The sequence below is a fragment of the Salipiger sp. ABF4_146 genome (genome assembly GCF_056161345.1).
In genome coordinates this window covers 245366-268926 of the sequence record NZ_JBSWYX010000002.1, presented here as the reverse complement: position 1 = coordinate 268926, position 23561 = coordinate 245366, and the positions used below count along the sequence as shown (strand labels likewise).

Genomic DNA, 23561 nt, shown 5'->3' with positions numbered 1-23561 from the left:
GAGACATGGTTCAATTCACACTTCCCAAGAATTCTAAGATCCGCACCGGCAAGACCTGGCCGAAGCCCGAGGGCGCGACCAACGTGCGGGCGTTCAAGATCTACCGCTGGAGCCCCGACGACGGTGAGAACCCGCGGGTCGACACCTATTTCCTCGACATGGACAAATGCGGTCCCATGGTCCTGGACGCGCTGATCAAGATCAAGAACGAGATCGACCCCACGCTGACCTTCCGCCGGTCTTGCCGTGAAGGCATCTGCGGGTCCTGCGCGATGAACATCGACGGGATCAACACGCTTGCCTGTATCTACGGCCTCGACGAGGTGAAGGGCGAAGTGAAGATCTATCCGCTGCCGCATATGCCGGTGGTCAAGGACCTGATCCCCGACCTGACGCATTTCTACGCGCAGCACGCGTCGATCATGCCGTGGCTGGAAACCAAGACCAACCGTCCGCAGAAAGAGTGGAGGCAGTCCATCGAGGACCGCAAGAAGCTCGACGGTCTTTATGAGTGCGTGATGTGCGCCTCGTGCTCGACCGCCTGCCCGAGCTACTGGTGGAACTCCGACCGCTACCTCGGCCCGGCGGCGCTGCTGCACGCCTACCGCTGGATCATCGACAGCCGCGACGAAGCCACCGGCGAGCGTCTCGACGAGCTTGAGGATCCGTTCAAGCTGTATCGTTGCCACACCATCATGAACTGCGCCAAGACCTGCCCGAAGGGTCTGAACCCGGCCAAGGCGATCTCCGAGATCAAGAAGATGATGCTCAACCGCCACGTCTGATTGACGCGATCGACGATGCAAGAAACGCCGCTCCTTCTTGGGGCGGCGTTTTTCGTGGCTGGGTGACGTTCCGTACGCTTGCAGTGAGCGCAACGCGCGCATGCAGGATCGTCGGATGTGCTGCAGCGCAGAAAGCCCTATCTAGAAGGTCAGACGGGGGGAGATCGTGAGATCAAGGATGGACGCAATGACCGCGACTGCTGCAAAGACCGACACCGCCGCCCGTGAAGCCCTCGAAGCGCTCGAGCAGGCCTTCGCCTACTATCAGCCCGAACCCGCTCTGGTGCATAAGGCCCAGAAGGACGTGACCGGTGATCTGGGCACGCTGGATTATTATCAGGCGGCCTGACTGGCCAGCTTCTGCCTACTGCACTAGCTGTTTCGGCATGAGCGCGCGGCATTCCCTGAAGCACAACGGACCGAGCCCCCGATGATTTTCGCGGGGCTCTTCGTTATTGCGGTGATCATCCTGCTGGTCTTCAATTACCGGCACGGGGACACGCGGAAGTGCCGCTGGCGGGAACGCCGGGGCGAGGCGGAAAGCCAGTGGATCTGCGTGCAATGCGGCGCAACCACCAGCGGCGCACGCGGGCAGGTGCCCGATCACTGTTTTCGCCCAAAAGAATGATGCAGGCTGAGAATAAGGTCTGCAAACCCGTGCACATGGTCAACGCCGCGCACACGGAAGCCGCGGTGCCCCAAGGGGCCGCATCCTTGCATGATGCGGTAAGGGGCCTTTACGCGGTCATTTAATTTCAACTTACAGGTTGCTATCGCCCTGATGTTTGCGGCGCTCCTGAAAGACCCCCGGAAAAGATGCTTTGCCGGGCACAAAGCGGCAAAACAATCTGGGGTGTATGCGAGTTTTTCCAATGCGCCGCCGCACCTTCGCGGTGTCGACCAATACCCGACGCACGCGGTGTTCTCTTCTTTGCAGGCGTGCCGGCCGCTTGCGGCCATCGCCGTGGTGGTGTTTCACGCGCTCGCATTTTACCTGAGGCAAAGAGATTTGCAGCGGCAAACCCTCAGCCCGATTTTCGATATGGGATATGCAGGCAGCGACGCATCTTTCGTGCTCAGCGGTTTCATCGGCTATATCGTGCACCGCCAAGACATCGGCACGCCCGCCGCTGGCAGGCGCATTCTTGTAAAACCGCGGCCTGCGCATTTTTCCTATAAATTTGTGGGTTTGGGGCGTTCTTGTCGCGCCAATGGTGCCGGGCGGCGGCGAGGCATTGGCGCTTGGCCGGTTTCTCCTGTCGCTTTTTCCTGATCCCATCGCCGGATGGCCTGCCACTTCTGCTCGGGCAAGCGTGGTCTCTGGCGCATGGGTTTCTTTTCTTCGCCGCTTTCGCGCGGGTGCTGTTTTTCCCGGGTCTCGGCTCGATCGTATGCCTGCCACGGCAAGGCACAATCTTGATCGCGATGCCGTTTGGCGCGCTTGGCTGTCCCTTCGATACGCTGCGTTCGCCTTACACCCTGCTGTTTTCCCTCGGCCTGTTCGCGCGCCGGAGGGGCGCCGAATTGGCCCTGCGCCGGCCTTGACTGCGACTGGGCTCGGCGTGAATGGCTTTTGGCTGTTGAGCTTACAGATGCCCTTTCCGTGGTCGCGTTTCCGTCCGGCGTGCAAACGGTGCTTTTCGGCGCATCGGCTGCCGTGTCCGTCGCGGGTCTGGCGGCCTTGGAGGGCGCCGGACGCTTGCGAGCACCGGGGTGGGTGGGCTTTGTTGGGGGATGTGTCTTACGCCATCTACCTCGTGCAGCGAGTGTGCAGGGGCGACACCGAGGGCATGGCCAAAGGGTGATCCGGCATGGCGTGAGGGCTTGCGCTGCGCGCCGCAAGCGGGCCATCTGGCGCAAAGGAGAGCGCCAATGATGACACCCCCCAAGCACACGCCCAGCCCGCAAACCGCCCCCGCGGATGCCGAAGCGCGCCGCGCGGTCCCGCCGGTGATTTGCTACCCCACCGACACGCTGCCGGTGCCTGACATGGCGCTCTACGGTCAAGCGCTGGCGCAGGCCGAAGTCGTCGAGACCGTGATTGCCGCGCCGCGCGAGGCCTGCAGTTTTCGCGTCCCGGCGGGCGGTTTCTTTCGGGTGCGCTGTGTTGGCGCGCCGCAGGTGGGGGACCTCGATCTTTGGAACGCAGAGGACCTCTCGGAGCGGTTCTATTCAGGCAAGACGCGAGCGCTGCATGGCACGCATCTGACCACCGGGGAACGTATGTGGTCGTGTTTTCCGTACCTGCGCCCGATGGCGACGATCGTGCAGGACAGCCTCGATTGGTACGGCATTGATGCTTTCGGCGGATCGGTGCACGACGTGATCGGCACGCGCTGCGACCCCCATACGCATCACCTTCTGAGCGGCGGTCAGTACCACCATTGCTGCCACTCGAACCTGACACGCGCGCTGGCGGCAGAGACCGGCATGCCGGTGGACGAGGCGGCGCGCCACGTGCATGACGTGCTGAACGTCTTCATGTGCACCGGCTTCACCCGCGATACCGGGCAGTATTTCATGAAGGCCAGCCCCGTCCGCCCCGGCGACACGCTGACCTTCTTCGCCGAGATCGACCTTCTGGGCGCGATCAGCGCCTGCCCGGGCGGCGACTGCGGCGCCGAGCATAGCTCCGATACCGCGCTCTGCTCGCCGCTGGAGGTGGAGATCCTCGCCGCCCCTGAAGGCGCGCTCAAGGGCTGGCAGCCGCCCGCGCGGAACGGCTACGACGGCAGCCACGGTCTGTAAGGACATCAAGGGGGGACCGGGCAGGGCTTCTGCCCCGCCCGCTGTCTGAGTCGAACGCCGCGTGCAGCGCGACCTCGACCATCTCTGCAAAGGAGCTTTGCCGGTCTTCTGCCGGCAGCGCCTCGTGCGTCATCAGGTGGTCCGACACGGTGAGCACTGCCAGCGCGCGCACGCCATGTCGGGCAGCGAGGTTGTAAAGCTCGGCCGCCTCCATCTCGACGCCCAGAATCCCGTGACGGGTCATGATCTCGTTGAGATCGGGGCGTTCGTCGTAGAACACATCGGCAGAATAGATGTTGCCGACATGCGTGGTCGCGCCCATGCGCTCTGCCGCGTCCGCGGCGGCGCGCAGCAGACCGTAGTCTGCGCAGGGCGCGAAGTTCAGCTCGCGGAAGATGCCGCGGGACGGGGTGGACAGGCTGCTGGCGCTCATCGCAAGGATAACGTCACGCAGCGCGACCTTTTCCTGCATCGCACCGCACGAGCCGATGCGGATCAGGGTTTTCGCCCCGTAGTCCCGGATCAGTTCGTTGGCGTAGATGGACAGGCTGGGCATGCCCATGCCGGAGCCGTGCACGCTGACCCGGTGACCTTTCCAAGTCCCGGTATAGCCGTACATGCCCCGCACCCGATTGACGCATTCCGCGTTCTCGAGAAACGTCTGCGCGACCCATTCGGCGCGCAGCGGATCTCCGGGCATCAGGACGGTCTCGGCGATGTCGCCGGGCTTTGCTCCGATATGGACGGTCATCAGAGTGCGAGATCTTCGAGCGTTTTGCCCTCATCAAGCGCTTCGATCACCCAGTTGGGTTTGCGTCCACGGCCGGTCCATGTCTGGGCCGGGTCTGCCGGATTGGCGTATTTCGGGGCGCCCTTGGAGCCCTTGGTGCCGCCGGCTGCGATGATTTCATCCAGCGAGTATCCGAATTCTTTGGCGACTTGCTCTGCGGCACGTTTTGCTTCTGCCTTGCGGCGCGCATCAATCGTTACCAGAGCCTTTTCAACATCCGCCTTAAGCTGCTTCAACTCGTCTTTTGACAGGGTATCAAGGTCAATATTCACGTTCGTCTCCGTTTTCAGTGCCTATAAAATTTGGCAGCCGGAGCATTTCTGCAAGTCTTAGCTTTGTGTCAATTGAATATTTTTTGGAAACAGGCAATCAACTGCTCATCTTTCAGATGAACAGCTGATTGATCTTGCACGAGTTCGGATAGTGGAACCGTTATTCCGCAGCAACACGCTTTTGGTCTGCTAACGCGACGATATCTTTCATGATCTCGTTTAGCTCGAAGTCTTTAGGGGTGTACACGCGGGCCACGCCAAGGTCGGTCAGGCGGCGCGCGTCCTCGTCGGGAATGATCCCTCCGACGACAATTGGAATATGTCCCATACCTTCTTCACGCATCCTTTTCACCATTTCTTCGATCAACGGAATGTGACTGCCCGAAAGAATTGAGAGCCCAACCACATGCGCGCCATTGCGCGCGTGCTCGACAATCTGCTCTGGTGTGAGGCGAATTCCTTCGTAGTCGATTTCCATTCCGCAGTCGCGCGCGCGGAAGGCGATCTGCTCGGCGCCGTTCGAATGCCCGTCGAGACCGGGCTTGCCGACGAGAAAGCGCAGCCGCCGCCCCAGCCGGTCGCTCACTGCATCCACAGCAGCGCGAATATCTTCGAGCCCTTCGGTCCGGTTCGACACGCCCTTGGCGACGCCGGTGGGGCCGCGGAATTCACCGTGGACAGCGCGCATCTGCTCGGCCCATTCACCGGTGGTGACCCCGGCCTTGGCGCAGGCGATTGAGGCGGGCATGACGTTGTCGCCCGCCGCAGCGGCGCGGCGCAGGTCCGACAGCGCCCGCTCGACGGTGGCGGCATCGCGCGCCGCACGCCAGTCGGTCAGCCGGGCGATCTGCTGCGCTTCCACCGCCGGGTCGACCACCATGATGCCGCCATCCTCTCCCATCAGCGGCGACGGCTCGCCCTCGGTCCAGCGGTTGACGCCGACGACGACGGTTTCATTGCGCTCGATCCGGCCCAGACGGTCGGCATTGGAGTCCACCAGACGCGACTTCATATAGTCGATCGCGCCGATGGCGCCGCCCATCGAGCCGATATTCGCCAGTTCGGCCCGCGCGCCATCCTTCAGGGCCGCGACCTTGCGGTCGACTGCCGGGTTGCCGTCAAAGAGGTCGTCGAACTCCAGCAGATCGGTTTCATACGCGAGGATCTGCTGCATGCGCATCGACCACTGCTGATCCCACGGGCGGGGCAGGCCAAGCGCCTCGTTCCACGCGGGCAGTTGCACGGCGCGGGCGCGGGCCTTCTTCGAGAGCGTCACCGCCAGCATCTCAAGAAGAATGCGGTAGACGTTGTTCTCGGGCTGCTGTTCGGTCAGGCCCAGCGAGTTCACCTGCACGCCGTAGCGGAAGCGCCGGAACTTGGGGTCTTCCACGCCGTAGCGCTCGAGCAGGATCTCGTCCCAAAGATCGACAAAGGCCCGCATCTTGCACATCTCGGTGACGAAACGGATGCCCGCGTTCACGAAAAAGCTGATGCGGCCGCAGAGCGCCGGGAAATCCTCGGGCGCAACGCGGGGGCGCAATTCATCGAGCACCGCGCAGGCGGTGGCCAGCGCAAAGGCCAGTTCCTGTTCGGGCGTCGCCCCGGCTTCCTGCAGGTGGTAGGAACACACGTTCATCGGGTTCCACTTGGGCACATGGGTATAGCAGTACTCGGCCACGTCCCCGATCATCTTCAGCGACGGTTTCGGCGGGCAAATATAGGTGCCGCGGCTGAGGTATTCCTTGATCAGATCGTTCTGCACGGTGCCCTGCAGTTTCGAGATATCCGCGCCCTGTTCCTCGGCCACCGCGATATAAAGCGACAGAAGCCACGGCGCGGTGGCGTTGATCGTCATCGAGGTGTTCATCTGTTCGAGCGGGATCTGGTCAAACAGCGCGCGCATGTCGCCAAGGTGGCTGACCGGCACGCCGACCTTTCCCACTTCGCCGCGCGCCAGCACATGATCGCTGTCGTAGCCGGTCTGGGTGGGCAGGTCGAAGGCCACCGAAAGGCCTGTCTGACCGCGTGCGAGGTTCGACCGATAGAGCGCGTTCGACGCTTCGGCGGTGGAATGCCCGGCGTAGGTGCGGATCAGCCAAGGCCGATCGGGCTGGCGGCGGCTTTCAGTGTCGGTCATGTCGTCCTCCCATGGCGGCGCGAATCCGTATGGCAATCTTGTTGCGCGATGAATTGAATATGAGAAATAAAATATCACGTCAATTCGCTGCGTCGCGGCGCGGACGCTGCGTCGCAACGCAGCACGCGGTCTGACCCGGCTCTGCGGCGCGGTGGCAAGAATATATGGCGTTTTGCGCGGGAAAGGTGCGAAACGCTCAAATTCAGAGAGACATAAAATTACCCAAAGAGACTAACTGAAGTTGCAAAGTTGCGCGCTGATCTGTATCCCGGTGAGCAGAGGCCCGCGATTCTGCGATGCAGCGCGGGGCAGGCTGGAGCGAGGAAGGAGGCCATGATGGCGCTGGACAGCAAGACCGAGATCGCGCCCTATGACGCGCCGGAGAAGGACCTTTACGAGATCGGCGAGATGCCGCCTCTCGGCCATGTGCCGAAGCAGATGTACGCTTGGGCGATCCGCCGCGAGCGTCACGGCGAGCCCGACCAGTCGTTCCAGAAGGAAGTGGTCGACACGTGGGAGATCGACAGCGGCGAGGTGCTGGTTCTCGTGATGGCGGCGGGCGTCAACTATAATGGCGTCTGGGCCGGTCTCGGCGTGCCGATCAGCCCGTTCGACGGTCACAAGCAGCCCTATCATATCGCCGGATCGGATGCCTCGGGGATCGTCTGGAAGGTCGGCGACAAGGTGACCCGCTGGAAGGTCGGCGACGAGGTGGTCATCCACTGCAATCAGGACGATGGCGACGACGAAGAGTGCAACGGCGGCGATCCGATGTTCTCGCCCAGCCAGCGCATCTGGGGCTATGAAACCCACGACGGCAGCTTCGCGCAGTTCACCCGTGTTCAGGCGCAGCAGCTGATGCCGCGGCCCAAACACCTGACATGGGAAGAAAGCGCCTGCTACACGCTGACGCTGGCCACCGCCTATCGCATGCTCTTCGGCCACCACCCGCATGAGCTTAAGCCCGGCCAGAACGTGCTGGTCTGGGGCGCGTCGGGCGGGCTTGGCTCCTACGCGATCCAGCTGATCAACACCGCGGGCGCCAATGCCATCGGGGTGATCTCGGACGAGGACAAGCGCGAGTTCGTCATGTCCATGGGCGCCAAGGGCGTCATCAACCGGCGCGACTTCAAGTGCTGGGGCCAGCTGCCGACGGTGAACACGCCCGAGTACAACGAGTGGCTCAAGGAAGCGCGCAAGTTCGGCAAGGCGATCTGGGAGATCACCGGCAAGGGCGTCAGCGTCGACATGGTGTTCGAACACCCCGGCGAGGCGACCTTCCCGGTCTCGGCGCTGGTGTGCAAGAAGGGCGGCATGGTGGTGATCTGCGCCGGCACCTCCGGCTTCAACTGCACCTTCGACGTGCGCTACATGTGGATGCACCAAAAGCGCCTGCAGGGCTCGCATTTTGCCCATCTCAAGCAGGCCTCGGCGGCCAACAAGCTGATGATCGAGCGGCGGGTCGACCCCTGCATGTCGGAAGTCTTCGGCTGGGAGGAAATCCCGGCGGCGCATATGAAGATGCTGCGCAACGAGCACAAGCCGGGCAATATGGCGGTGCTGGTGCAGGCGCCGCGCACCGGGCTGCGCACTTTCGAAGAGGCGCTGACCGGCGCCTGATCGGGCACGGGGAGGGGGCGCTGCCCCCTCGGCCTTCGGCCTCACCCCCGGCGTATTTTGAAAGAGAAGAAGGGACAGTGCGGGCGCGCTGTCCCTTTTTGTGTCAGCAAGGCGCGGCGCGGTCGGAGAGCGCCGAGAAATATGCTAGGCTAAGCATGTATTTTTATGTCTTTTCCGTTTCCCAACGCATTCATCACATAGAATTTGGAGGAGGAAAGCATGACCCCTTGGGAAATTCACGGTGTGGAGTTGGCCAATTGCAATTGCGCCACCGGGTGTCCGTGTCAGTTCATGGCCCTGCCGACCCATGGCAATTGCGAAGCGATTGCCGCCTTTGCCTTCGACAGGGGCCATTACGGCGATGTCGATCTTGCAGGCACCAAGGCGGCGCTGGTGGTGCAATGGCCCGGCCCGATCCACGAGGGCGAGGGCAAGATGCAGATCATCGTCGACGAAGCGGCGAGCCCGGAGCAGCGCGAGGCGCTTTACAAGATCATGACCGGCGAGGATACCGAAGAGATGGCCACTATGTGGTGGGTGTTCTCGGCGATGTCGCCGCATAAGCTCGAGACGCTGGTGAAGCCGATATCCATGACGCTGGACATGGAGGCGCGCAAAGGGTCCGTTTCCGTGCCGGGCGTCTTCGAGACCGAGGCCGGACCGCTCGTCAATCCGGTGACCGGCGCCGAACACCGGGCGCGTATCAATCTGCCGCATGGTTTTGAGTTCCGCGTCGCCGAAGTCGGTAAGGGGACAACCAAGACCAGCGGCGAGATCAAGCTCCACAAGACCAACGACAGCCATGTGCATATGGTCGAGATCCATATGACCGGGCAGGGCGTGCTTGAAGCCGCCTGAACGCCGCGCGTCTTGATGACAGGTCCTGCGAAAGGCCCGGAAGGATGACCGAAACCGGATTAGCGGAGCGCCTGCTGCGGCGCGACCGCGCTATTGTGCTGCTGCTTTTGGTGGCGCTTTTCGTGCTATCGGGGCTCTACACGCTCTTTGGCGTCGGCATGGAGATGAGCGCCATAGAGATGACCGGGATGCGCGGCATGGAAGAGATGCCCGCCGCGCCCGTCATGCCCGGCGGCACGGCCGCGCCGGGTGACATGCCGTCGACCCGGGATATGCCCGACCTGCCGGGGGCGTTGGAGGGCGGTGCAGCCTCTCCCGCGATGAACGGGATGGATGGCATCATGGACATGGGCGCGGCGGGAAATTGGTCCGCAGGCTATGCGCTGCTTGTCTTCCTCATGTGGTGGGTGATGATGATCGCCATGATGCTGCCCAGCGTGGCACCCGTGGTGCTGCTCTACGCGGCGCTGGGGCGCCGGGGTGCGGCGGCGCAGAGGGTGCCACGCAAGGCCGCCGCCTTCACTGCCGGATACCTGCTGATCTGGGCGCTGTTCAGCGCGCTCGCGGCGCTGGCGCAATGGGGGCTGGAGGCACTCGGCGCGGTTTCGATGATGACCCTCACCGGCAGCACCGCAGGCGCGCTGGTGCTGCTCGCCGCCGGGATCTTCCAGTTCACCCCGCTCAAGCAAAGCTGCCTGCGCCATTGCCGCGCCCCGGCGGAGTTCCTGACCACCCATCGCCGCCCCGGCACGGTGGGGGCGCTGCGCATGGGGATCGAACATGGCACCTATTGTTTGGGCTGCTGCTGGTTCCTGATGGCGCTGCTCTTCGTCGGCGGGATCATGAACCTTTACTGGATCGTCGGGTTGGCGCTCTGGGTCGCGGCAGAGAAATACCTGCCGCGCGGCGATCTGGTCAGTAAAGGCGCGGGGGCGCTGCTGATCCTCTGGGGCGGTGCAATCCTCGCCGGTCTGCTCTAGCGGCGCTCAGCCGGGGTGGAAGCGCTTGCCGGTCTTGGCCATCTCCGCCAGCAGCGTCGGTCGGGCAAAGTGTGGGCCGTGGCGCTCTGCCAGTTGACGCGCGCGTGCGGCGGCTTAGGGCGCGCCCAGCACGTCGAGCCACGAAAACAGCCCGTCCGTCCGCGCCCGCGCGGGCTGCGGATGGCGTCGTAGATTGAGGCCTCGGTCATGGCGCCTCCTTCCTGTCGGGCGTCGTGCCGCGGCGGCGTCAGGCCCTGTCTGCGGGCGAGCCGGGCATGAGATCATAGGGGGGCTTCCAGCCCGGCAAGGCCTCGATTCCGCCGAGCCATCGGTCGATTTGTGGCCAGTCGCTGCGGGCGAAGCCAAAGGGCTCGGGGTAGAACAGATACCCGCAGCAGCTGAAATCCGCGTGGGTGGGGGTGTCCCCGACGATCCATTCGCGCCCCTCGAGATGCGTGTCCAGCACCTGATAGGCGGCCCTGAGCCGCCCCTGCATGAAGGCGATCACCTCCGCCGGGCGTTTCTCCGGGGGCAGGAAGTTCATCAAAAAGCGCGTCATCCCGGCCTGACTGCTAAGCTTGTGGTTGTCCCAGAATTGCCAGCGCAGCACTTCGCGCGCCTCTTCGGGCGTGGCGCCGCCAAACCGCCCGGTCTTTTCGGTGATGTAGCTCTGGATCACGCCCGATTGGCTGAGCTTCACGTCGCCGTCGACCAGCACCGGTGCCTCACCCATCTCGTTGACCTCGCTGCGGTAGGCATCGCCTCGGGTCTCGCCGGCGAAGAAATCCACTTTCACCGGCGTCCAGTCGAGACCGGAAAGTTCCAGCGGCAGCGCCGCCTTGTAGGCATTTCCGGATTCGCCGAAACAGTAGAGCTTGAGGGTCATGCGTTTGGTCTTCCTGTCGGTTTTCTGGAGAGGGACGGAGCGGGGGCTTCGCGCCCCCGCACCCCCGCGGGATATTTATCTCTAGACGAAGGCCCGCGCCTCGCGCTGTCCAAGGATTTCTTAACTCTTGGTGCGGCAAGCTGCAGGGGCGGTACAGGCTGGGAAGCCGATGGCCGCTCTAGGCGAAGCCTCGCCGCGCTGCCGCCGCGTTTCGGCGCGGGCGCGCAGCGCGGCGGGGTGGACCGACTGCAGTCCCGGCAGCCGCGGACCCGATGTGCGGATCCTGTGCTTCGTCTAGACGCAAATATCCCACGGGGGTCCGGGGGTGTGAAACCCCCGGTGCCTCGCGGACCGCAGGCGGCGCGGGCGGGTCTTGCCCACAAGGCGGACCACAGGGTCATCGCTTGCGCGCCTCCAGCTCTGAATTGAACAGCCGCAGCCGGTGCGCCAGCACTTCGCTGTCGGTGACGCTGTCGAAGTTCTCAAACAGGAACGACAGCGCCTCGCCCTCGTCGAGCCCCGCGGCCGCGGCGAAGCTGCGCAATCCGCGATAGCCGTCCTCGGTCATCGCGAGCGGCACGCGGCGGGTGAGGCGGAAGCGTTTTGGCATCGTGCAGGGTCCTTTCCGGGTCTTGTCCTTGGCTGCTCAGTCTCCAGCGTTTCACTCCGGGGCCGCGGCGTCCAGCGGCAATGCGGCAACGGCGCCGGCGTCGATCCGCGCCAGATGCAGCGCGGTCATCGGCAGGTGGCGGGACATGTAGTGGCCTCCTGCCGCGCGCCTGCGCGCCCTGAGCGACCCCCGCTGGTCGCGCAACAGACGGCGCACGTCGGGATGCTCGAGGATGGGGGCGGGGGCTGCCTCGGGGCAGGCGGGGCGGGGGATGGCGCGGCCCTGCTGTCGCTCCCGGGCGGAGGCCAGCGCCGCCTGAAGCGCGCGGTCGGCCTGCGCATAGCCCTGCAGCCCGACGCTGATGCGCTCTTGGTTCATCATGGTGTAGATCGCCGCCAGCCCGCCATGCGGCGCGCCCAGCAGTTCCGCCTCGGCGCCGTCATAGCGCATCTCGCAGGTGGCGGTGCCGTGCAGGCCCATCTTGGCCGCGATCCGTGCCGGGAGTGACGGCGTTGCGGGCCGCGGGCGCGCCGCTGCCGTCGGGCAGAAATTTCGGCACAATGAACAGCGACAGCCCCTTCACCCCGCGGCGGATCAGGCAGGCCGGCGAGCACCAGATGCACCATGTTCTCGGCCAGGTCGTGATCGCCGGCGGAGATGTAGATCTCTCTCCTGTCAGCCGGTAGCGCCGCAGTCGCGGGGCGCGGGCTCTGCGTGGCTGCGCATGAGGCCCAGATCGGTGCCACACTGCGGTTCGGTCAGGTTTATCGTGCCGGTCCAGCGGCAATCGGCCAGCTTGGGCAGATGGAGCGCCTGCTGCGCAGCGCGGCAATGGCGCTATCGGCGCCACGGGTCAGCCCGATGTGGATGTGAAACGCCATGTTCGCCGCCGAGAAGATCTCGCCCGCCGCGCTGTGCAGCGTGTGCGACAGGGCTTGCCCGCCATGCTCGGCGGCGCAGTCGAGCCCGTACCAGCCCCCGCCCGGCACCTCGTCAAAGGCACCGGCAAAACCTTCGGGGCAGCGCACCGCGCCGGCGCCTGCAGCCCTGGGTGTCGCCGCAGCGGTTGAACGGGGCCCGCAAGGTCTCGCCAAGGCGCGCCGCCTCGCTGAGGATCGCGGAACAGGTCTCGCGGTCCGGGCCAGCCTTTTCGGCGGCGCCGGATGCTAAAACGCCCCGGTGGATCTGAAGCACGTCACACAGGACGAACAGCAGATCCGCGACCGGGGCGGTATAGGCGGGCATTGCGCCCGATCTTTGCCTAGATTTGTGCCTGGCATCGGGTCTCCTCCTCCCGTCCGCCAAGGCCTGCCGTGATCCGGTGCCGGATCAGCCGGCCTTGCGCTGTTCGCTCTCCCCGAGCATCCGCTCTCCCCAAGCGAGCTGCTCTTTCAGTTCCTCGATCGCCATCGACAGATCATCGCGCTGGCGGATCATATCGGCAAGACGTTCCTGCCCGATCTCGTAGCTGCGCGCGATCTGCGTGCGCTGCTGGTCGCCCTTGTCATAGAGCTCCAGAAGCTGGCGAATTTCCTCAAGGCTGAAGCCAAAGCGCTTGCCGCGCAGGATCAGCTTGAGCCGGGCGCGGTCGCGCCGGGTGAACAGGCGTTTCTGTCCCTCACGGATGGGGAAGAGCAGTTCCTTCTGCTCGTAGAAACGCAGGGTCCGCGGGGTCACCTCGAAGAGGTCGCACATCTCGCGGATGGTCATATGTTGTTGGTCGTCACTCATGTCAGGTCTTCTACCTCACTTCGCGTCAAGATGACCGGGACCTGCGCCTTTCATGACAATCCTACAACTGCCCCCTATCCTTTTGAGACCGGGACGCCGCGTCATTTCGCGATTTACGTAACTTCGTTACAGGTCACGCGACCAGAGCGGGAACTTTCTTTCTCTGGTTGCGGTGCGATTCAGCCATGCGAAGCCCGGAATGTGTCTTTTGACGAAACAGCCAAAGCGGTTCAGATCGCCGGACTTAGGTGATTCGTGTCATTCGCCGAGTTCACGGGCGGTCAGATCCCGAAGCGCTTTGAGCTCGTCGATGGCCTCGTCAAGCTGTGTGCGCTGTTCTGTAAGCTGGGTTAACTGCCGGTCGGCCATCTCCACCCAGAGACGCATCTGCGCCTCGGTGCCCTCGCGCTCATACATCTGCAGCCACTGCCGGATCTCCTCAAGCTGGAAGCCGAACTTCCGGCCGCGCAGGATCAGCGTCATCCGCGCGATCTCGCGCGCGCCGTACCAGCGCGAGCGGCCTTCCCGCTCGGGGCTGAGCAATTCGATATATTCGTAATAGCGCAAGGTTCGTGGCGTCACTTCGAAGCGCGCGCACATTTCCTTGAAGCTGAGACGTGTCTCGCTCATGGGTCCTCCTGACGTACCGGAAAGGTAATGCGGCACTGCGGCAAGGGCAATGGCAGCCGCGGCGTGCCAAGGCAAGCGCGGCTTGCGATGGGCGGCACACCGCCGCATAAAGATGCCAGACGGAAAGGAATTCGCATGTCCGCAAAGCATGACCCGGACGCCGGGCTGGCCCACTCGGAGGCGCTGATCCAGCGTCTGCCGCAGGCGCGGGCGCTGGGGCTGCGCATTGCCGCGCTCGGCGATGGCCGGGCCGAGATCCACATGCCGTTCCATCCGCAGCTCGTCGGCGATCCCGAAACCGGGGTGATCCACGGCGGTGCGGTCTCCACGCTGATGGATACCTGCGGCGGTGCCGCGGTCATGGCGCATCCGCTGGTTGCCGGGGCGACCGCGACGATCAGCCTGCGCATCGACTATCTGCGCGCGGCAACGCCGGGGCAGGGGATCACCGCCCGCGCAGAGTGCCACCATGTCACCCGGTCCGTCGCTTTCGTGCGGGCGCTGGCGCTGGACGAGGACGCCGACAACCCCGTCGCCATGGCCACCGGCACGTTCACCGTGCCGCAGCTGCGCGAGGACCCGGCATGAGCCGCCCGCGTCCCGAACCCGTACAGGTGGTCAAGCAACGCCGCGACACCGCGCTGCGCGCGCTTGCCGGCGGCGTGCCTTACGTGAATTTCCTTGGCATCACTTTCGACCGCCGCGGCGACGAGTTGACCGGCGTGCTGAACTACGACGAGAAGCTCATCGGCAACCCCGACCTGCCGGCGCTGCACGGCGGTGTGACCTCGGCCTTTCTCGAGGTGACCTCGATCATCACGCTAAGCTGGATGAGCCTCTGGGACGATGTCGAGTCGGGGCGGCTGGACCTTGCCGATCTCGAGCAGGGACGGTTGCCGCGGCTGCCCAAGACCATCGATTTCACCACCGACTACCTGCGCCCCGGCCTGCCGCGCGATGCCTACGCGCGTGCCCGCGTCACCCGCTCGGGGCGGCGCTACGCCTCGGTGCATGCCGAGGCCTGGCAGGACAACCGCGACCGGCCCATCGTGCAGGCCGTGGGGCATTTCCTGATGCCGTGGGACGAGGGCTGACGCGCGCGCCAAGCGGCCTCCGGGCCGCGTCACATAAGCGCCCCTTCCGCCCGCCGCGCGCAGGTGCTAGCGAACCGCCATCATGATCGCAGATGCCCCGCCCAAGGCGCCCCCGCTGAGCCATTCCCGCGTGCTGCAGATCGCCGTGCCGATCCTGCTGTCGAACATCACCGTGCCGATCCTCGGTGCGGTCGACACCGCCGTGGTCGGACAGATTCCGCAGCCCGAACCGATCGCCGCCGTCGCCGTGGGCGCGGTGGTGCTGTCGTCGGTCTACTGGGTGTTCGGCTTTCTGCGCATGGGCACCGTGGGGCTGACGGCGCAGGCGCGGGGCGAGAACGACGCCTGCGAGGTCTCGGCACTGCTCGCCCGTTCGCTGCTGATCGGCCTCGCGGGGGGCGTTTTGCTGATCGCGTTGCAGGGGCTGATCTTCCGCGGCGCCTTCGCGCTCTCACCGGCGTCGGCGGAGGTCGAGGCGATGGCGGCCAGCTACATGCAGATCCGCATCTGGTCGGCGCCGGCGGCGGTGGCGATCTACGGGCTGACCGGCTGGCTGATCGCGCAGGAGCGCACCCGCGCGGTGCTGCTGCTGCAGTTGGGCATGAACCTGGTCAACGTGGTGCTCGACGTGGCGCTTGTGCTCTGGGCCCACATGGGAGTCGAAGGCGTGGCCATCGCCACCTTCGCGGCGGAATGGTCCGGGCTTTGCCTCGGCATCTGGCTGTGCCGCGACGGCTTTCTGGGCGCGGGCTGGCGCAACCGGGAGCGGGTCTTTAATCCGGCGCGGCTGCGGCACATGGCGGCGCTCAACGGCGACATCCTGCTGCGCTCGCTGATGCTGCAGGGCATCATGGTGTCCTTCATGCTGGTCGGGGCGCGCTTCGGCGACGTGACTCTGGCGGCCAATCAGGTGCTGATGCAGTTCCTACTGATCACCACCTATGCGCTCGACGGCTTCGCCTTCGCCGCCGAGGCGCTGGTCGGGCAGGCGGTCGGGGCGCGCGATCTGGCGCGGCTGCGACGCGGCGCGCAACTGGCGGCGATCTGGTGCAGCCTCATAGCGGTGGCGCTGTCGCTGCTGTTCTGGCTCGGCGGGCCGGCGCTGGTGCACCTGATGAGCGTCGATCCGCAGGTGCGCAACGCGGCGCTGGCCTTCCTGCCGTGGATGGTGGCAACGCCGGTGCTGCAGATCATGGCCTTCATGTTCGATGGCATCTTCATAGGCGCAACGCGCGCCGGAGACATGCGCAATATGATGGCGGTCTCGACGCTGATCTACGCGGCGGCGCTGCTGCTCTGCGTCGGCCCCTTGGGCAATCACGGGCTCTGGCTGGCGTTCCAGATCTCCTTCCTCGCACGCGGGCTGACGCTGGCGCTGCGCTACCCGGCGCTGGAGCGCGGCGTGGCAAGCGGCGGCTAGAAGGGCAGGGGGCGATGCCCCCTCGGCGCTGCGCGCCTCACCCCCTGCGTATTTTCAAAGAGAAGAAGGGCGCGAGTTTCAGCCGCTTCTTCTCTTTTTCAAATACGCATATCCGGCGGCAACCAAGGGGCGCACCGCCGGTGGAGAGCTCAGCCAGCGGCGGCCTGCACCTCGGCGACGATGCCGTCGACCACTTGGCTGAGCAGCGTCTCGTCCTCGCATTCGGCCATGACCCGGATCAGCGGCTCTGTGCCGGATTTGCGGATCAGCAGGCGACCGCGGCCCGAGAGCGTGGCCTCGGCCTCGGCGATGGCGCCCTGCACGCTGGCGGTCTCCAGCGGTGTCTGACCGGCGCCGAAGCGCACGTTCTTCAACAGCTGCGGGACCGGCTCGAAGTTGCGCGCGAGGCGGCTGGCCGGCTGGCCGGTGCGCACCATTTCGGCGAGGAACTGCAGCCCGGCCATCAGCCCGTCGCCGGTGGTGGCGAAATCGGTCATCACGATGTGGCCCGACTGCTCGCCGCCGAGGTTGAAGCCCTGCGCGCGCATCTTCTCGACCACATAGCGGTCGCCCACCTTGGTGCGCGCCAGTGTCAGCCCGCGATCGCCGAGGTAGCGCTCGAGCCCGAGGTTCGACATCACCGTGGCGACCAGCGTGCCGCCGGCGAGCCGGTCTTCCTCGGCCCAGCGGCCGGCCATCAGCGCCATGATCTGATCGCCGTCGGCCACGGTGCCGGTCTCGTCGATGAGGATCACCCGGTCGGCGTCGCCGTCGAGGCAGATGCCGACGTCGGCGCCATGCGCCACCACGGTCTCGGCGGCGGTCTGCGGCTTGGTCGAGCCGCATTGATCGTTGATGTTGAGCCCGTTGGGATGGGTGCCCACCGGGATCACCTCGGCGCCCAGTTCCCACAGCACCTCGGGCGCGGCGCGGTAGGCGGCGCCATTGGCGCAATCGATCACCACCTTCATGCCGTCGAGCCGCATGCCGTGCGGGAAGCTTGATTTCACCCGTTCTTGATAGCGGAAGCGGCCGTCGTCGATGCGCTTGGCACGGCCGATGTTGCCAGCCTGCGCGGGCTCGACGCCGGAGGCGACCAGCGCCTCGATCTCGCTCTCGGCCTCGTCCGACAGCTTGAAGCCGTCGGGGCCGAAGAACTTGATGCCATTGTCATGCGCCGGATTGTGCGAGGCCGAGATCATGATGCCCACATCGGCGCGCATCGAGGGCGTCAGCAGCCCCACGGCGGGCGTCGGCACCGGGCCGAGCAGCAGCACCGACATGCCGGTGGAGGTGAGGCCCGCGGTCAGCGCGGTCTCGAACATATAGCCCGACAGGCGCGTGTCCTTGCCGATCACCACCCGGTGCGTGCCGCCCGCCTCGCGGCGGAAGTAGCGCCCGGCGGCGGCGCCGATGGCCAGCGCCATCTCGGCGGTCATCGGGTGCATGTTGGCGGTGCCGCGCACCCCATCTGTTCCGAACAGTTTGCGACTCATTGGGAGCCTCCTTCTTCGACAGCCTGCCAGAGCGTCAGCGCCTGACGGGTTTGCGGCACGTCGTGCACACGGATGATCTGGGCCCCCTGCGCCGCGCCGGCAAGCGCCACGGCGATGGACCCGGGGAAGCGGTTCGCGGCCTCACTCTCGCCCGAGAGCTTGCCGATGAAGCCCTTGCGCGACACGCCCAGCAGGATGGCGCAGCCCAGCCCATGCAGCAGCGACAGCCCGTTCAGCAGCGCGAGGTTCTGCTCCAGCGTCTTGGCAAAGCCGATGCCGGGATCGACGATGATCTTGTCGCGCGGCAGCCCGGCGTGTTCGAGCGCGTGGATCTGCGTTTCGAGGAAATCGTAGACGTCGAGCAGCACGTCCTCGTAATCGGTCTCGCCGCTCATCGTTTCAGGCGTGCCGCGCATGTGCATGACGCAGACGGGCAGGCGGGCGGCAGCGCAGAAATCTGTCATCTCGGGGTCGAAGACGAGGCCGGAGACATCGTTGATCAGCGTTGCGCCAGCCTCGGCGGCGGCGCGGGCAACGGCGGCCTTGCGGGTGTCGACCGAGATCGGCACGCCCTTCAGCGCGGCGGTCACCGGCACCACGCGGGCGATTTCTTCCTCCGCAGGGACTTCGGCGGCGCCGGGGCGGGTGCTCTCGCCGCCGATGTCGAGGATATCGGCGCCATCGGCCAGCATCTGGCGGGCGCGCGCGATCGAGGCCTCGGCCGAGGCGTCGGTGCCGCCATCCGAGAAGCTGTCGGGCGTGACGTTGAGGATGCCCATGATCCGGCACCCCTGCATCGACAGGCCCGCCACCGGCTCGCGCGGGGCGGTGAGCCGGGCCAGCGCGTCCTGCGGCACGTCGGCGGCGGGGATCACCGTCACCGGCTCTGCGCGGGCATGCCGGGCGCAATGGGTGAACCAATGCGGGCCGCCTGCCAGCGGCAGGGCGCCCTCGGGGCGGGGAGAGGCGGTCTGGACGAGCGGTCGGTAACGGGCAGTCATCCTAGTGCTGTGCCCGATGCGCCGCGGCTTGGCAAGCCGGGCGCGGCGCGCTCAGAGCGTAGGATTTCCAAGTGTTACAGAACGCGCGGGCACGGTCACATCGGCGGGCGGCTCTTCGCCGATCATCACCAGTTCGCGCGCTTCCATCAGGCCGGCGAACCATGCGGCGAGTTCGACCGGATCCTCGGGGTGGGCGTGGTGTCCGGCGGGGGTGTCGAGCACGATCTTCGAAGGCGCCCAGATGCAGCTTTGGCCGTTCTTCATCGCCCAGTCGAGTTCGGTGCGGGTGGCGACCACCTTGGCGCGCGGGTCGCGCGCGGCGAGGGTCCATGCGTTCTGTTCGATGGCCAGCAGGTCGATCCGTCGCTGCGCCAGCGGATGGCCGGCCTGCGGGCGCAGGCCTTCGGGGAGCCCGACGCAGAGGATCACCGGCGCGCCCATCGCCTCGGCCTGATCGAGCCAGCCCGAGAGCGCGGCATCGGCGATGGCGGCATTGGACAGGTAGACGACCCGCGGGTGCGGGCGCTCGCGCGCCGCGTCCTGCGCCGAGCCCACCGGCTCGCCGTCGCGGGCGCGGACGATCTCCACCCCCAGCGCGCCGGGGCCGCGGTCCAGCTTCTCGATGCGCACGAAGACCCGCAGCGCCTGCGGCTCCAGCAGGATGCGCTCTGCGATGCGCTCGGCCAGCGTCTCCAGCAGGTTCAGCCGCTCCGCCTCAAGTTCGGCGGCGATGGCCTCGGTCACCTTGTCGTAGGAAAGGATGCGGTCGACGTCGTCTTCCAGCGGGCCGCGGCCCAGATCGTTCACCGGCGCAACTTCGACCACGACGTTGAACCGCACGCGCTGCGGATGGCCACGCTCGGCCTGAAAGGCGCCGATCTCGACCTCGACCACATGGTCGCGCAGCGAGATGCGGTCGCGCGGCGTCTCATCGGCGGTGGCGATGGCACGTTCGTCGGGGTGGGCGAAGGCGAGGCGGATTTCGTCGGCCATGAGGGCGGCTCCGGATGCAAAAGTGCCGCCTCTCTAGCAGGGGCTTTCCCCAAGGGCGACCCCGCGAACGCCGTCGCGGGGCTCAAAAGCGTCGCTCAGTTCGAGCTGATGCGGTATCCGCCGTGATAGAAGTAATGCGCGCCGATGCTGGCGGTCTTGGTGAACTTGCGGGCCCAGCTGGGGCGCACGGCGCGAGTGTGGTAGAATGTGGCGCCCTTGGTCAGCACGCGCGGCGCGCCGCTCATCACCGCCTTGGCGACCTTGGCGACCTCTTCCCAAGCGCCTTTCTCGTTCACATGCTCGGGACGCCCGTCGCAGGTGTAAGAGAACTGGCAGGCGTGCAGACGTCCGGTGCCCTGATTGACCACGCCGCAGATCGAGCCGGGAAAGCGCGGACTGTCGACCCGGTTCATGATCACCTCGGCCACGGCGAACTGGCCTTGCAGGCTCTCGCCACGGGCTTCGAAGTAGAGCGCTTCGGCGAGGCACTGGAACTGCGCGCCACCTGTGGCCTTGGGCTGCGCCTCAAGCCAGCGGCGGTCGTAGGTCAGCCCTTTCACCGCACCGGCAGAGACCGGGGTGATCAGATTGCGCAGATGCGAAGAATTCGCGGAACGAAGTGCGCTCTGCTCGAGTTTAACGAGGTGACGGATACTATCATGCTGAATGTCAGCACGAGCGGGCAGGGCCGCGTAGATAGCGGCGATGGCGATCGCGATGGCACGAAACATTTTGAGGTCTCACATCTCGGGGGAGGCTAACGCTGGGTTGCCGAAATCTGGGGCGATTTACAAAAATGTCGCCTAATGGTCCAGCCGGATGGAGTCACACAAAAGTATGGGTGCCGTAACCTTTCGAGGGAAACGGCCTATTTAGGGCGAAAATCGGGCAAAACCTACCCGATCTTGTGTTTGATCGCGAGCTGTGCGGCAGCAAGTCGCGCCACCGGAACCCGGAACGGAGAGCAGCTGACGTAGTCGATGCCCGCCTCTCTGCAGAATGCAATCGAATCAGGGTCGCCGCCATGCTCGCCGCAAATGGACAGCATGATTCCCCCGTTACCGTGTCTACCACGCTCCACTCCGACGCGGATCAACTCGCCCACGCCCTCGGGGTCGAGCCGGTGGAACGGGTCCTCGGCAAAGACGCCTTGCTGCACGTAGTGCGACATGAAGCGCCCGGCGTCATCGCGCGACAGGCCATAGGTCATCTGCGTCAGGTCGTTGGTGCCGAAGGACATGAAGTCGGCATGCTGGGCGATCTCGTCGGCGCGCAGGCAGGCGCGCGGGGTCTCGACCATGACGCCAAGCGAGTAGTCGAAATCGCGTCCGCGCTCGTTGCGCACGGCGGCGGCCACGGCGTCGATGCGGGTCTTGACCAGTTCCACCTCTTTCATCGCCGACACCAGCGGCAGCATGATCTCGGGCTCCACCGGCGCGCCGTCTTTCGACGCATCCAGCGTCGCCTCGAAAATAGCGCGGGCCTGCATATCGTAGATCTCGGGCACCGCGATGCCGAGCCGCACGCCGCGCATCCCCAGCATCGGGTTGTATTCGCCCATCGATTCCACCCGCCGCGTCACGTCGCTGACCGGCAGGTCCAGCGCCTCGGCCAGATCGCGCAGCCCGGCGCGGTCGGTCGGCAGGAACTCGTGCAGCGGCGGATCGAACAGGCGGATGCACACGGGCATGCCTTCCATGATCCGGAAAAGCTCTGTGAAATCCGCGCGTTGCATCGGCAGAAGCCGGGCCAGCGCGGCCTTCCGGTCTTCGGGGCTGTCGGCAAAGATCATCTCGCGCATCGGCGTGATGCGATCCGCTTCGAAGAACATATGCTCGGTCCGGCACAGGCCGATCCCCTGCGCCGCGAAGTTGCGCGCCGTGGCGGCATCGGCGGGCGTGTCGGCATTGGCGCGAATGCCGATGTCGCGCGCCTCGTCGGCCCATGACATGAACGTATGGAAGGCGTCGTCCAGCGCCGCCTCGACCATCTGCGGCGCGCCCGCCAGCACCTGACCCGAAGAGCCGTCGATTGTGATGACATCGCCCTCGCGGAAGCGGCGTCCGTCTTGCGAAATCAGCACCTTGTCATTCAGCCGAAAGCCCATGTTCGCGGCGCCCACCACCGACGGCAGGCCAAGGCCACGGCCGATCACCGCCGCATGGCTGGTCATTCCGCCGCGCTCGGTCAGCACGGCGGCGGCCACATGCATGCCGCGCACGTCCTCGGGGGAGGTTTCGCGCCGGACGAGGATGCAGGGCTCGCCGCGCGCGGCAGAGGCCTGCGCCTCGGCGGCATTGAACACGATCTTGCCGGTAGCAGCGCCGGGCGCGGCGGCAACCCCGCGCCCGATCACGTCGCGCTCTGCCTCGGGGGAAACCTGCCGGTGCAGCAGCTCCGACAGCCCGCGCGGCTCGACCCGATTAAGCGCCTCTTCGCGCGAAATGATGCGGTCCTCGGCCAGTTGCACGGCGATGCGCAGCGCGGCGCGAGGCGAGCGTTTCACCCGCACCCCGTCAAGGATGTGCACCCGGCCGTTTTCCAGCGTGAACTCGATCTGCATCTCGGCGCGCAGGCGCTGGCGCATCAGCCGGGCGTGGCTCTTGAGTTGCTCGAACGCCTCCGGCGCCAGTTCCTCCAGCGAGGGGCCCCGCGGATCGCGCTCCAGAAACAGCGCCTCGCCTTCGTTGTGCAGCGCCTCGCGGCCTTGGCTCTGGTGCAGGTAGCGCCCGGTGATCTGCGGCAGCCCGGTGTCGGAGTTGACCAGTTGCAAAACGCCCGAGCCGCATTCGCCCGCGCCCAGCCCCAGCGCCATCTCCTGCACGATCAGCCCAAGCCCGGCGTCCATCGGCGCGCCCTTGGCCTGCCGCAGCAGTCGCGCGGTGGTGCCTTCCCACGCCCGCGCCATTGTGCGCAGCACGGCGGTCAGTTGCACCGCCGGGTCTTGCGGGAAAGGCTCTTCGGCCTCTTCCTCATAGGCGCGCAGCGCGTCCGACAGGCCCTGCTGGCCGGTGGTCTCGATCTCTTCGAACACATCCGGGTCGAGCCGCGCCACATGGATCGCGTAGCTGACCACGAACCGCATGTAGAGCGCCGAGGCCGCCTCGGCGCCGATGCTGTCGGAATATTCCACGTAGGTGGCATCGTTCATGCCGATGTTCAGCACCGAGCCCGGCCCGCCCCAATCGGGGTCTTCGGACGAGGGGCGCACGCACAGCAGCGTGCCCGGCGCAAACTGGCCAAGGATCAGGTCGGGCGGCGGCACCTCACCCTGCGCGATGCGATGCACGGTGTCGAAGCTCAGCGCCACGGTGCGCGGCACCGGCAGGTCGAGCCGCACCAGCCGCTGCAGGCATTTCGCCCGGCCGCCATGGCTCGGCGTCGCGATCGGCGCCGAAGGGGTGATCAGCGTGACATGCGGGTCATCGGCCTGCGTGTCGGGTCGGAATGTGTCGGGCATGACAGGCCCCTGTTACTCTGCAGTGCAGAATAGCCCGGAAAAGGGGCCAC

27 protein-coding genes are annotated in these 23561 nt (G+C 65.7%); 12 read left to right on the top strand and 15 right to left on the bottom strand.

Going from position 1 to position 23561, the window contains the following annotated elements; genetic code table 11:
* The first annotated feature begins 5 nt into the window (after positions 1–5).
* From ACXAJT_RS04060 to ACXAJT_RS04035, 6 genes are all read left to right on the top strand, one after another.
* Positions 6–785, top strand: a complete 780-nt coding sequence (locus tag ACXAJT_RS04060; RefSeq protein WP_475233221.1) for a succinate dehydrogenase iron-sulfur subunit — start codon at positions 6–8, stop codon at positions 783–785.
* Between the two features lie 187 nt (positions 786–972).
* Positions 973–1134, top strand: a complete 162-nt coding sequence (locus ACXAJT_RS04055; protein ID WP_475233220.1) for a hypothetical protein — start codon at positions 973–975, stop codon at positions 1132–1134.
* A gap of 81 nt (positions 1135–1215) precedes the next feature.
* A complete protein-coding gene (locus ACXAJT_RS04050; protein ID WP_475233219.1) occupies positions 1216–1413 on the top strand; it encodes a hypothetical protein in 198 nt (65 codons plus the stop codon).
* A gap of 153 nt (positions 1414–1566) precedes the next feature.
* Positions 1567–2058, top strand: coding sequence for a hypothetical protein (locus ACXAJT_RS04045; protein WP_475233218.1), 492 nt, complete (start codon positions 1567–1569; stop codon positions 2056–2058).
* Entirely contained in the window at positions 2028–2330 is a 303-nt protein-coding gene (locus ACXAJT_RS04040; RefSeq protein WP_475233216.1) for a hypothetical protein, read from the top strand. The genes ACXAJT_RS04045 and ACXAJT_RS04040 overlap by 31 nt, the downstream gene beginning before the upstream one ends.
* A 327-nt stretch (positions 2331–2657) precedes the next feature.
* Positions 2658–3533, top strand: a complete 876-nt coding sequence (locus tag ACXAJT_RS04035) for an urea carboxylase-associated family protein (RefSeq protein ID WP_475233215.1) — start codon at positions 2658–2660, stop codon at positions 3531–3533.
* On the opposite strand, the gene deoD is transcribed toward ACXAJT_RS04035, so the two are convergent.
* The 3 genes from deoD to ACXAJT_RS04020 all read right to left on the bottom strand — a co-directional run bounded on the left by deoD (position 3478) and on the right by ACXAJT_RS04020 (position 6732).
* The gene (gene deoD / locus ACXAJT_RS04030) at positions 3478–4284 is read right to left on the bottom strand and encodes a purine-nucleoside phosphorylase (RefSeq protein ID WP_475233214.1); all 807 of its coding nucleotides are present in this window, start codon (positions 4282–4284) and stop codon (positions 3478–3480) included. The two genes, ACXAJT_RS04035 and deoD, sit on opposite strands and share 56 nt — an antisense overlap.
* The gene (locus tag ACXAJT_RS04025) at positions 4284–4595 is read right to left on the bottom strand and encodes an H-NS histone family protein (RefSeq protein WP_475233213.1); all 312 of its coding nucleotides are present in this window, start codon (positions 4593–4595) and stop codon (positions 4284–4286) included. Before ACXAJT_RS04025 ends, deoD begins: the two co-directional genes overlap by 1 nt.
* A gap of 160 nt (positions 4596–4755) precedes the next feature.
* On the bottom strand, positions 4756–6732 hold the full coding sequence (locus tag ACXAJT_RS04020; protein WP_475233212.1) for a methylmalonyl-CoA mutase family protein: 1977 nt from the start codon (positions 6730–6732) through the stop codon (positions 4756–4758).
* Between the two features lie 336 nt (positions 6733–7068).
* On the opposite strand from ACXAJT_RS04020, the gene ccrA reads away from it, so the two are divergent.
* The 3 genes from ccrA to ACXAJT_RS04005 all read left to right on the top strand — a co-directional run bounded on the left by ccrA (position 7069) and on the right by ACXAJT_RS04005 (position 10190).
* Positions 7069–8352 carry a crotonyl-CoA carboxylase/reductase gene (ccrA, locus tag ACXAJT_RS04015; protein WP_475233211.1) on the top strand — a complete coding sequence of 428 codons (1284 nt, stop codon included), beginning with the start codon at positions 7069–7071 and terminating at the stop codon, positions 8350–8352.
* Between the two features lie 219 nt (positions 8353–8571).
* Entirely contained in the window at positions 8572–9210 is a 639-nt protein-coding gene (locus ACXAJT_RS04010; RefSeq protein WP_475233210.1) for a DUF1326 domain-containing protein, read from the top strand.
* 44 nt (positions 9211–9254) lie between these two features.
* On the top strand, positions 9255–10190 hold the full coding sequence (locus ACXAJT_RS04005; RefSeq protein WP_475233209.1) for a DUF2182 domain-containing protein: 936 nt from the start codon (positions 9255–9257) through the stop codon (positions 10188–10190).
* Positions 10191–10437: 247 nt separating this feature from the next.
* Here ACXAJT_RS04005 and ACXAJT_RS04000 read toward each other — a convergent pair whose 3' ends face one another.
* The 7 genes from ACXAJT_RS04000 to ACXAJT_RS03970 all read right to left on the bottom strand — a co-directional run bounded on the left by ACXAJT_RS04000 (position 10438) and on the right by ACXAJT_RS03970 (position 14047).
* Positions 10438–11076 carry a glutathione S-transferase family protein gene (locus ACXAJT_RS04000; protein ID WP_475233208.1) on the bottom strand — a complete coding sequence of 213 codons (639 nt, stop codon included), beginning with the start codon at positions 11074–11076 and terminating at the stop codon, positions 10438–10440.
* A gap of 397 nt (positions 11077–11473) precedes the next feature.
* A complete protein-coding gene (locus tag ACXAJT_RS03995; RefSeq protein WP_066101780.1) occupies positions 11474–11686 on the bottom strand; it encodes a hypothetical protein in 213 nt (70 codons plus the stop codon).
* 51 nt (positions 11687–11737) lie between these two features.
* Positions 11738–12166 carry a hypothetical protein gene (locus ACXAJT_RS03990; protein ID WP_475233207.1) on the bottom strand — a complete coding sequence of 143 codons (429 nt, stop codon included), beginning with the start codon at positions 12164–12166 and terminating at the stop codon, positions 11738–11740.
* Positions 12167–12450: 284 nt separating this feature from the next.
* Entirely contained in the window at positions 12451–12714 is a 264-nt protein-coding gene (locus ACXAJT_RS03985; RefSeq protein WP_475233206.1) for a hypothetical protein, read from the bottom strand.
* Positions 12680–12931, bottom strand: a complete 252-nt coding sequence (locus ACXAJT_RS03980; protein WP_475233205.1) for a hypothetical protein — start codon at positions 12929–12931, stop codon at positions 12680–12682. The genes ACXAJT_RS03985 and ACXAJT_RS03980 overlap by 35 nt, the downstream gene beginning before the upstream one ends.
* An 84-nt stretch (positions 12932–13015) precedes the next feature.
* On the bottom strand, positions 13016–13417 hold the full coding sequence (locus tag ACXAJT_RS03975) for a MerR family transcriptional regulator (protein ID WP_475233204.1): 402 nt from the start codon (positions 13415–13417) through the stop codon (positions 13016–13018).
* Between the two features lie 258 nt (positions 13418–13675).
* Positions 13676–14047: a MerR family transcriptional regulator gene (locus ACXAJT_RS03970; protein ID WP_475233203.1), complete on the bottom strand. Its 372-nt coding sequence runs from the start codon at positions 14045–14047 to the stop codon at positions 13676–13678.
* A gap of 135 nt (positions 14048–14182) precedes the next feature.
* On the opposite strand from ACXAJT_RS03970, the gene ACXAJT_RS03965 reads away from it, so the two are divergent.
* The 3 genes from ACXAJT_RS03965 to ACXAJT_RS03955 all read left to right on the top strand — a co-directional run bounded on the left by ACXAJT_RS03965 (position 14183) and on the right by ACXAJT_RS03955 (position 16561).
* Positions 14183–14635, top strand: a complete 453-nt coding sequence (locus ACXAJT_RS03965; RefSeq protein WP_475233202.1) for a PaaI family thioesterase — start codon at positions 14183–14185, stop codon at positions 14633–14635.
* Positions 14632–15141, top strand: coding sequence for a PaaI family thioesterase (locus ACXAJT_RS03960; protein WP_475233201.1), 510 nt, complete (start codon positions 14632–14634; stop codon positions 15139–15141). Before ACXAJT_RS03965 ends, ACXAJT_RS03960 begins: the two co-directional genes overlap by 4 nt.
* A gap of 82 nt (positions 15142–15223) precedes the next feature.
* The gene (locus ACXAJT_RS03955; protein WP_475233200.1) at positions 15224–16561 is read left to right on the top strand and encodes an MATE family efflux transporter; all 1338 of its coding nucleotides are present in this window, start codon (positions 15224–15226) and stop codon (positions 16559–16561) included.
* Positions 16562–16710: 149 nt separating this feature from the next.
* Here ACXAJT_RS03955 and glmM read toward each other — a convergent pair whose 3' ends face one another.
* The 5 genes from glmM to ACXAJT_RS03930 form a co-directional block, all read right to left on the bottom strand.
* Positions 16711–18057, bottom strand: a complete 1347-nt coding sequence (gene glmM / locus ACXAJT_RS03950) for a phosphoglucosamine mutase (protein ID WP_475233199.1) — start codon at positions 18055–18057, stop codon at positions 16711–16713.
* Positions 18054–19058: a dihydropteroate synthase gene (gene folP, locus ACXAJT_RS03945; protein ID WP_475233198.1), complete on the bottom strand. Its 1005-nt coding sequence runs from the start codon at positions 19056–19058 to the stop codon at positions 18054–18056. The genes glmM and folP overlap by 4 nt, the downstream gene beginning before the upstream one ends.
* Positions 19059–19109: 51 nt before the next feature.
* Complete coding sequence (locus ACXAJT_RS03940) at positions 19110–20051, bottom strand: dihydroneopterin aldolase (protein WP_475233197.1); 942 nt, start codon at positions 20049–20051, stop codon at positions 19110–19112.
* Between the two features lie 95 nt (positions 20052–20146).
* On the bottom strand, positions 20147–20782 hold the full coding sequence (locus ACXAJT_RS03935) for a cell wall hydrolase (RefSeq protein WP_475233196.1): 636 nt from the start codon (positions 20780–20782) through the stop codon (positions 20147–20149).
* Positions 20783–20946: 164 nt separating this feature from the next.
* On the bottom strand, positions 20947–23511 hold the full coding sequence (locus ACXAJT_RS03930) for a putative PEP-binding protein (RefSeq protein ID WP_475233195.1): 2565 nt from the start codon (positions 23509–23511) through the stop codon (positions 20947–20949).
* Positions 23512–23561 lie beyond the last annotated feature (50 nt).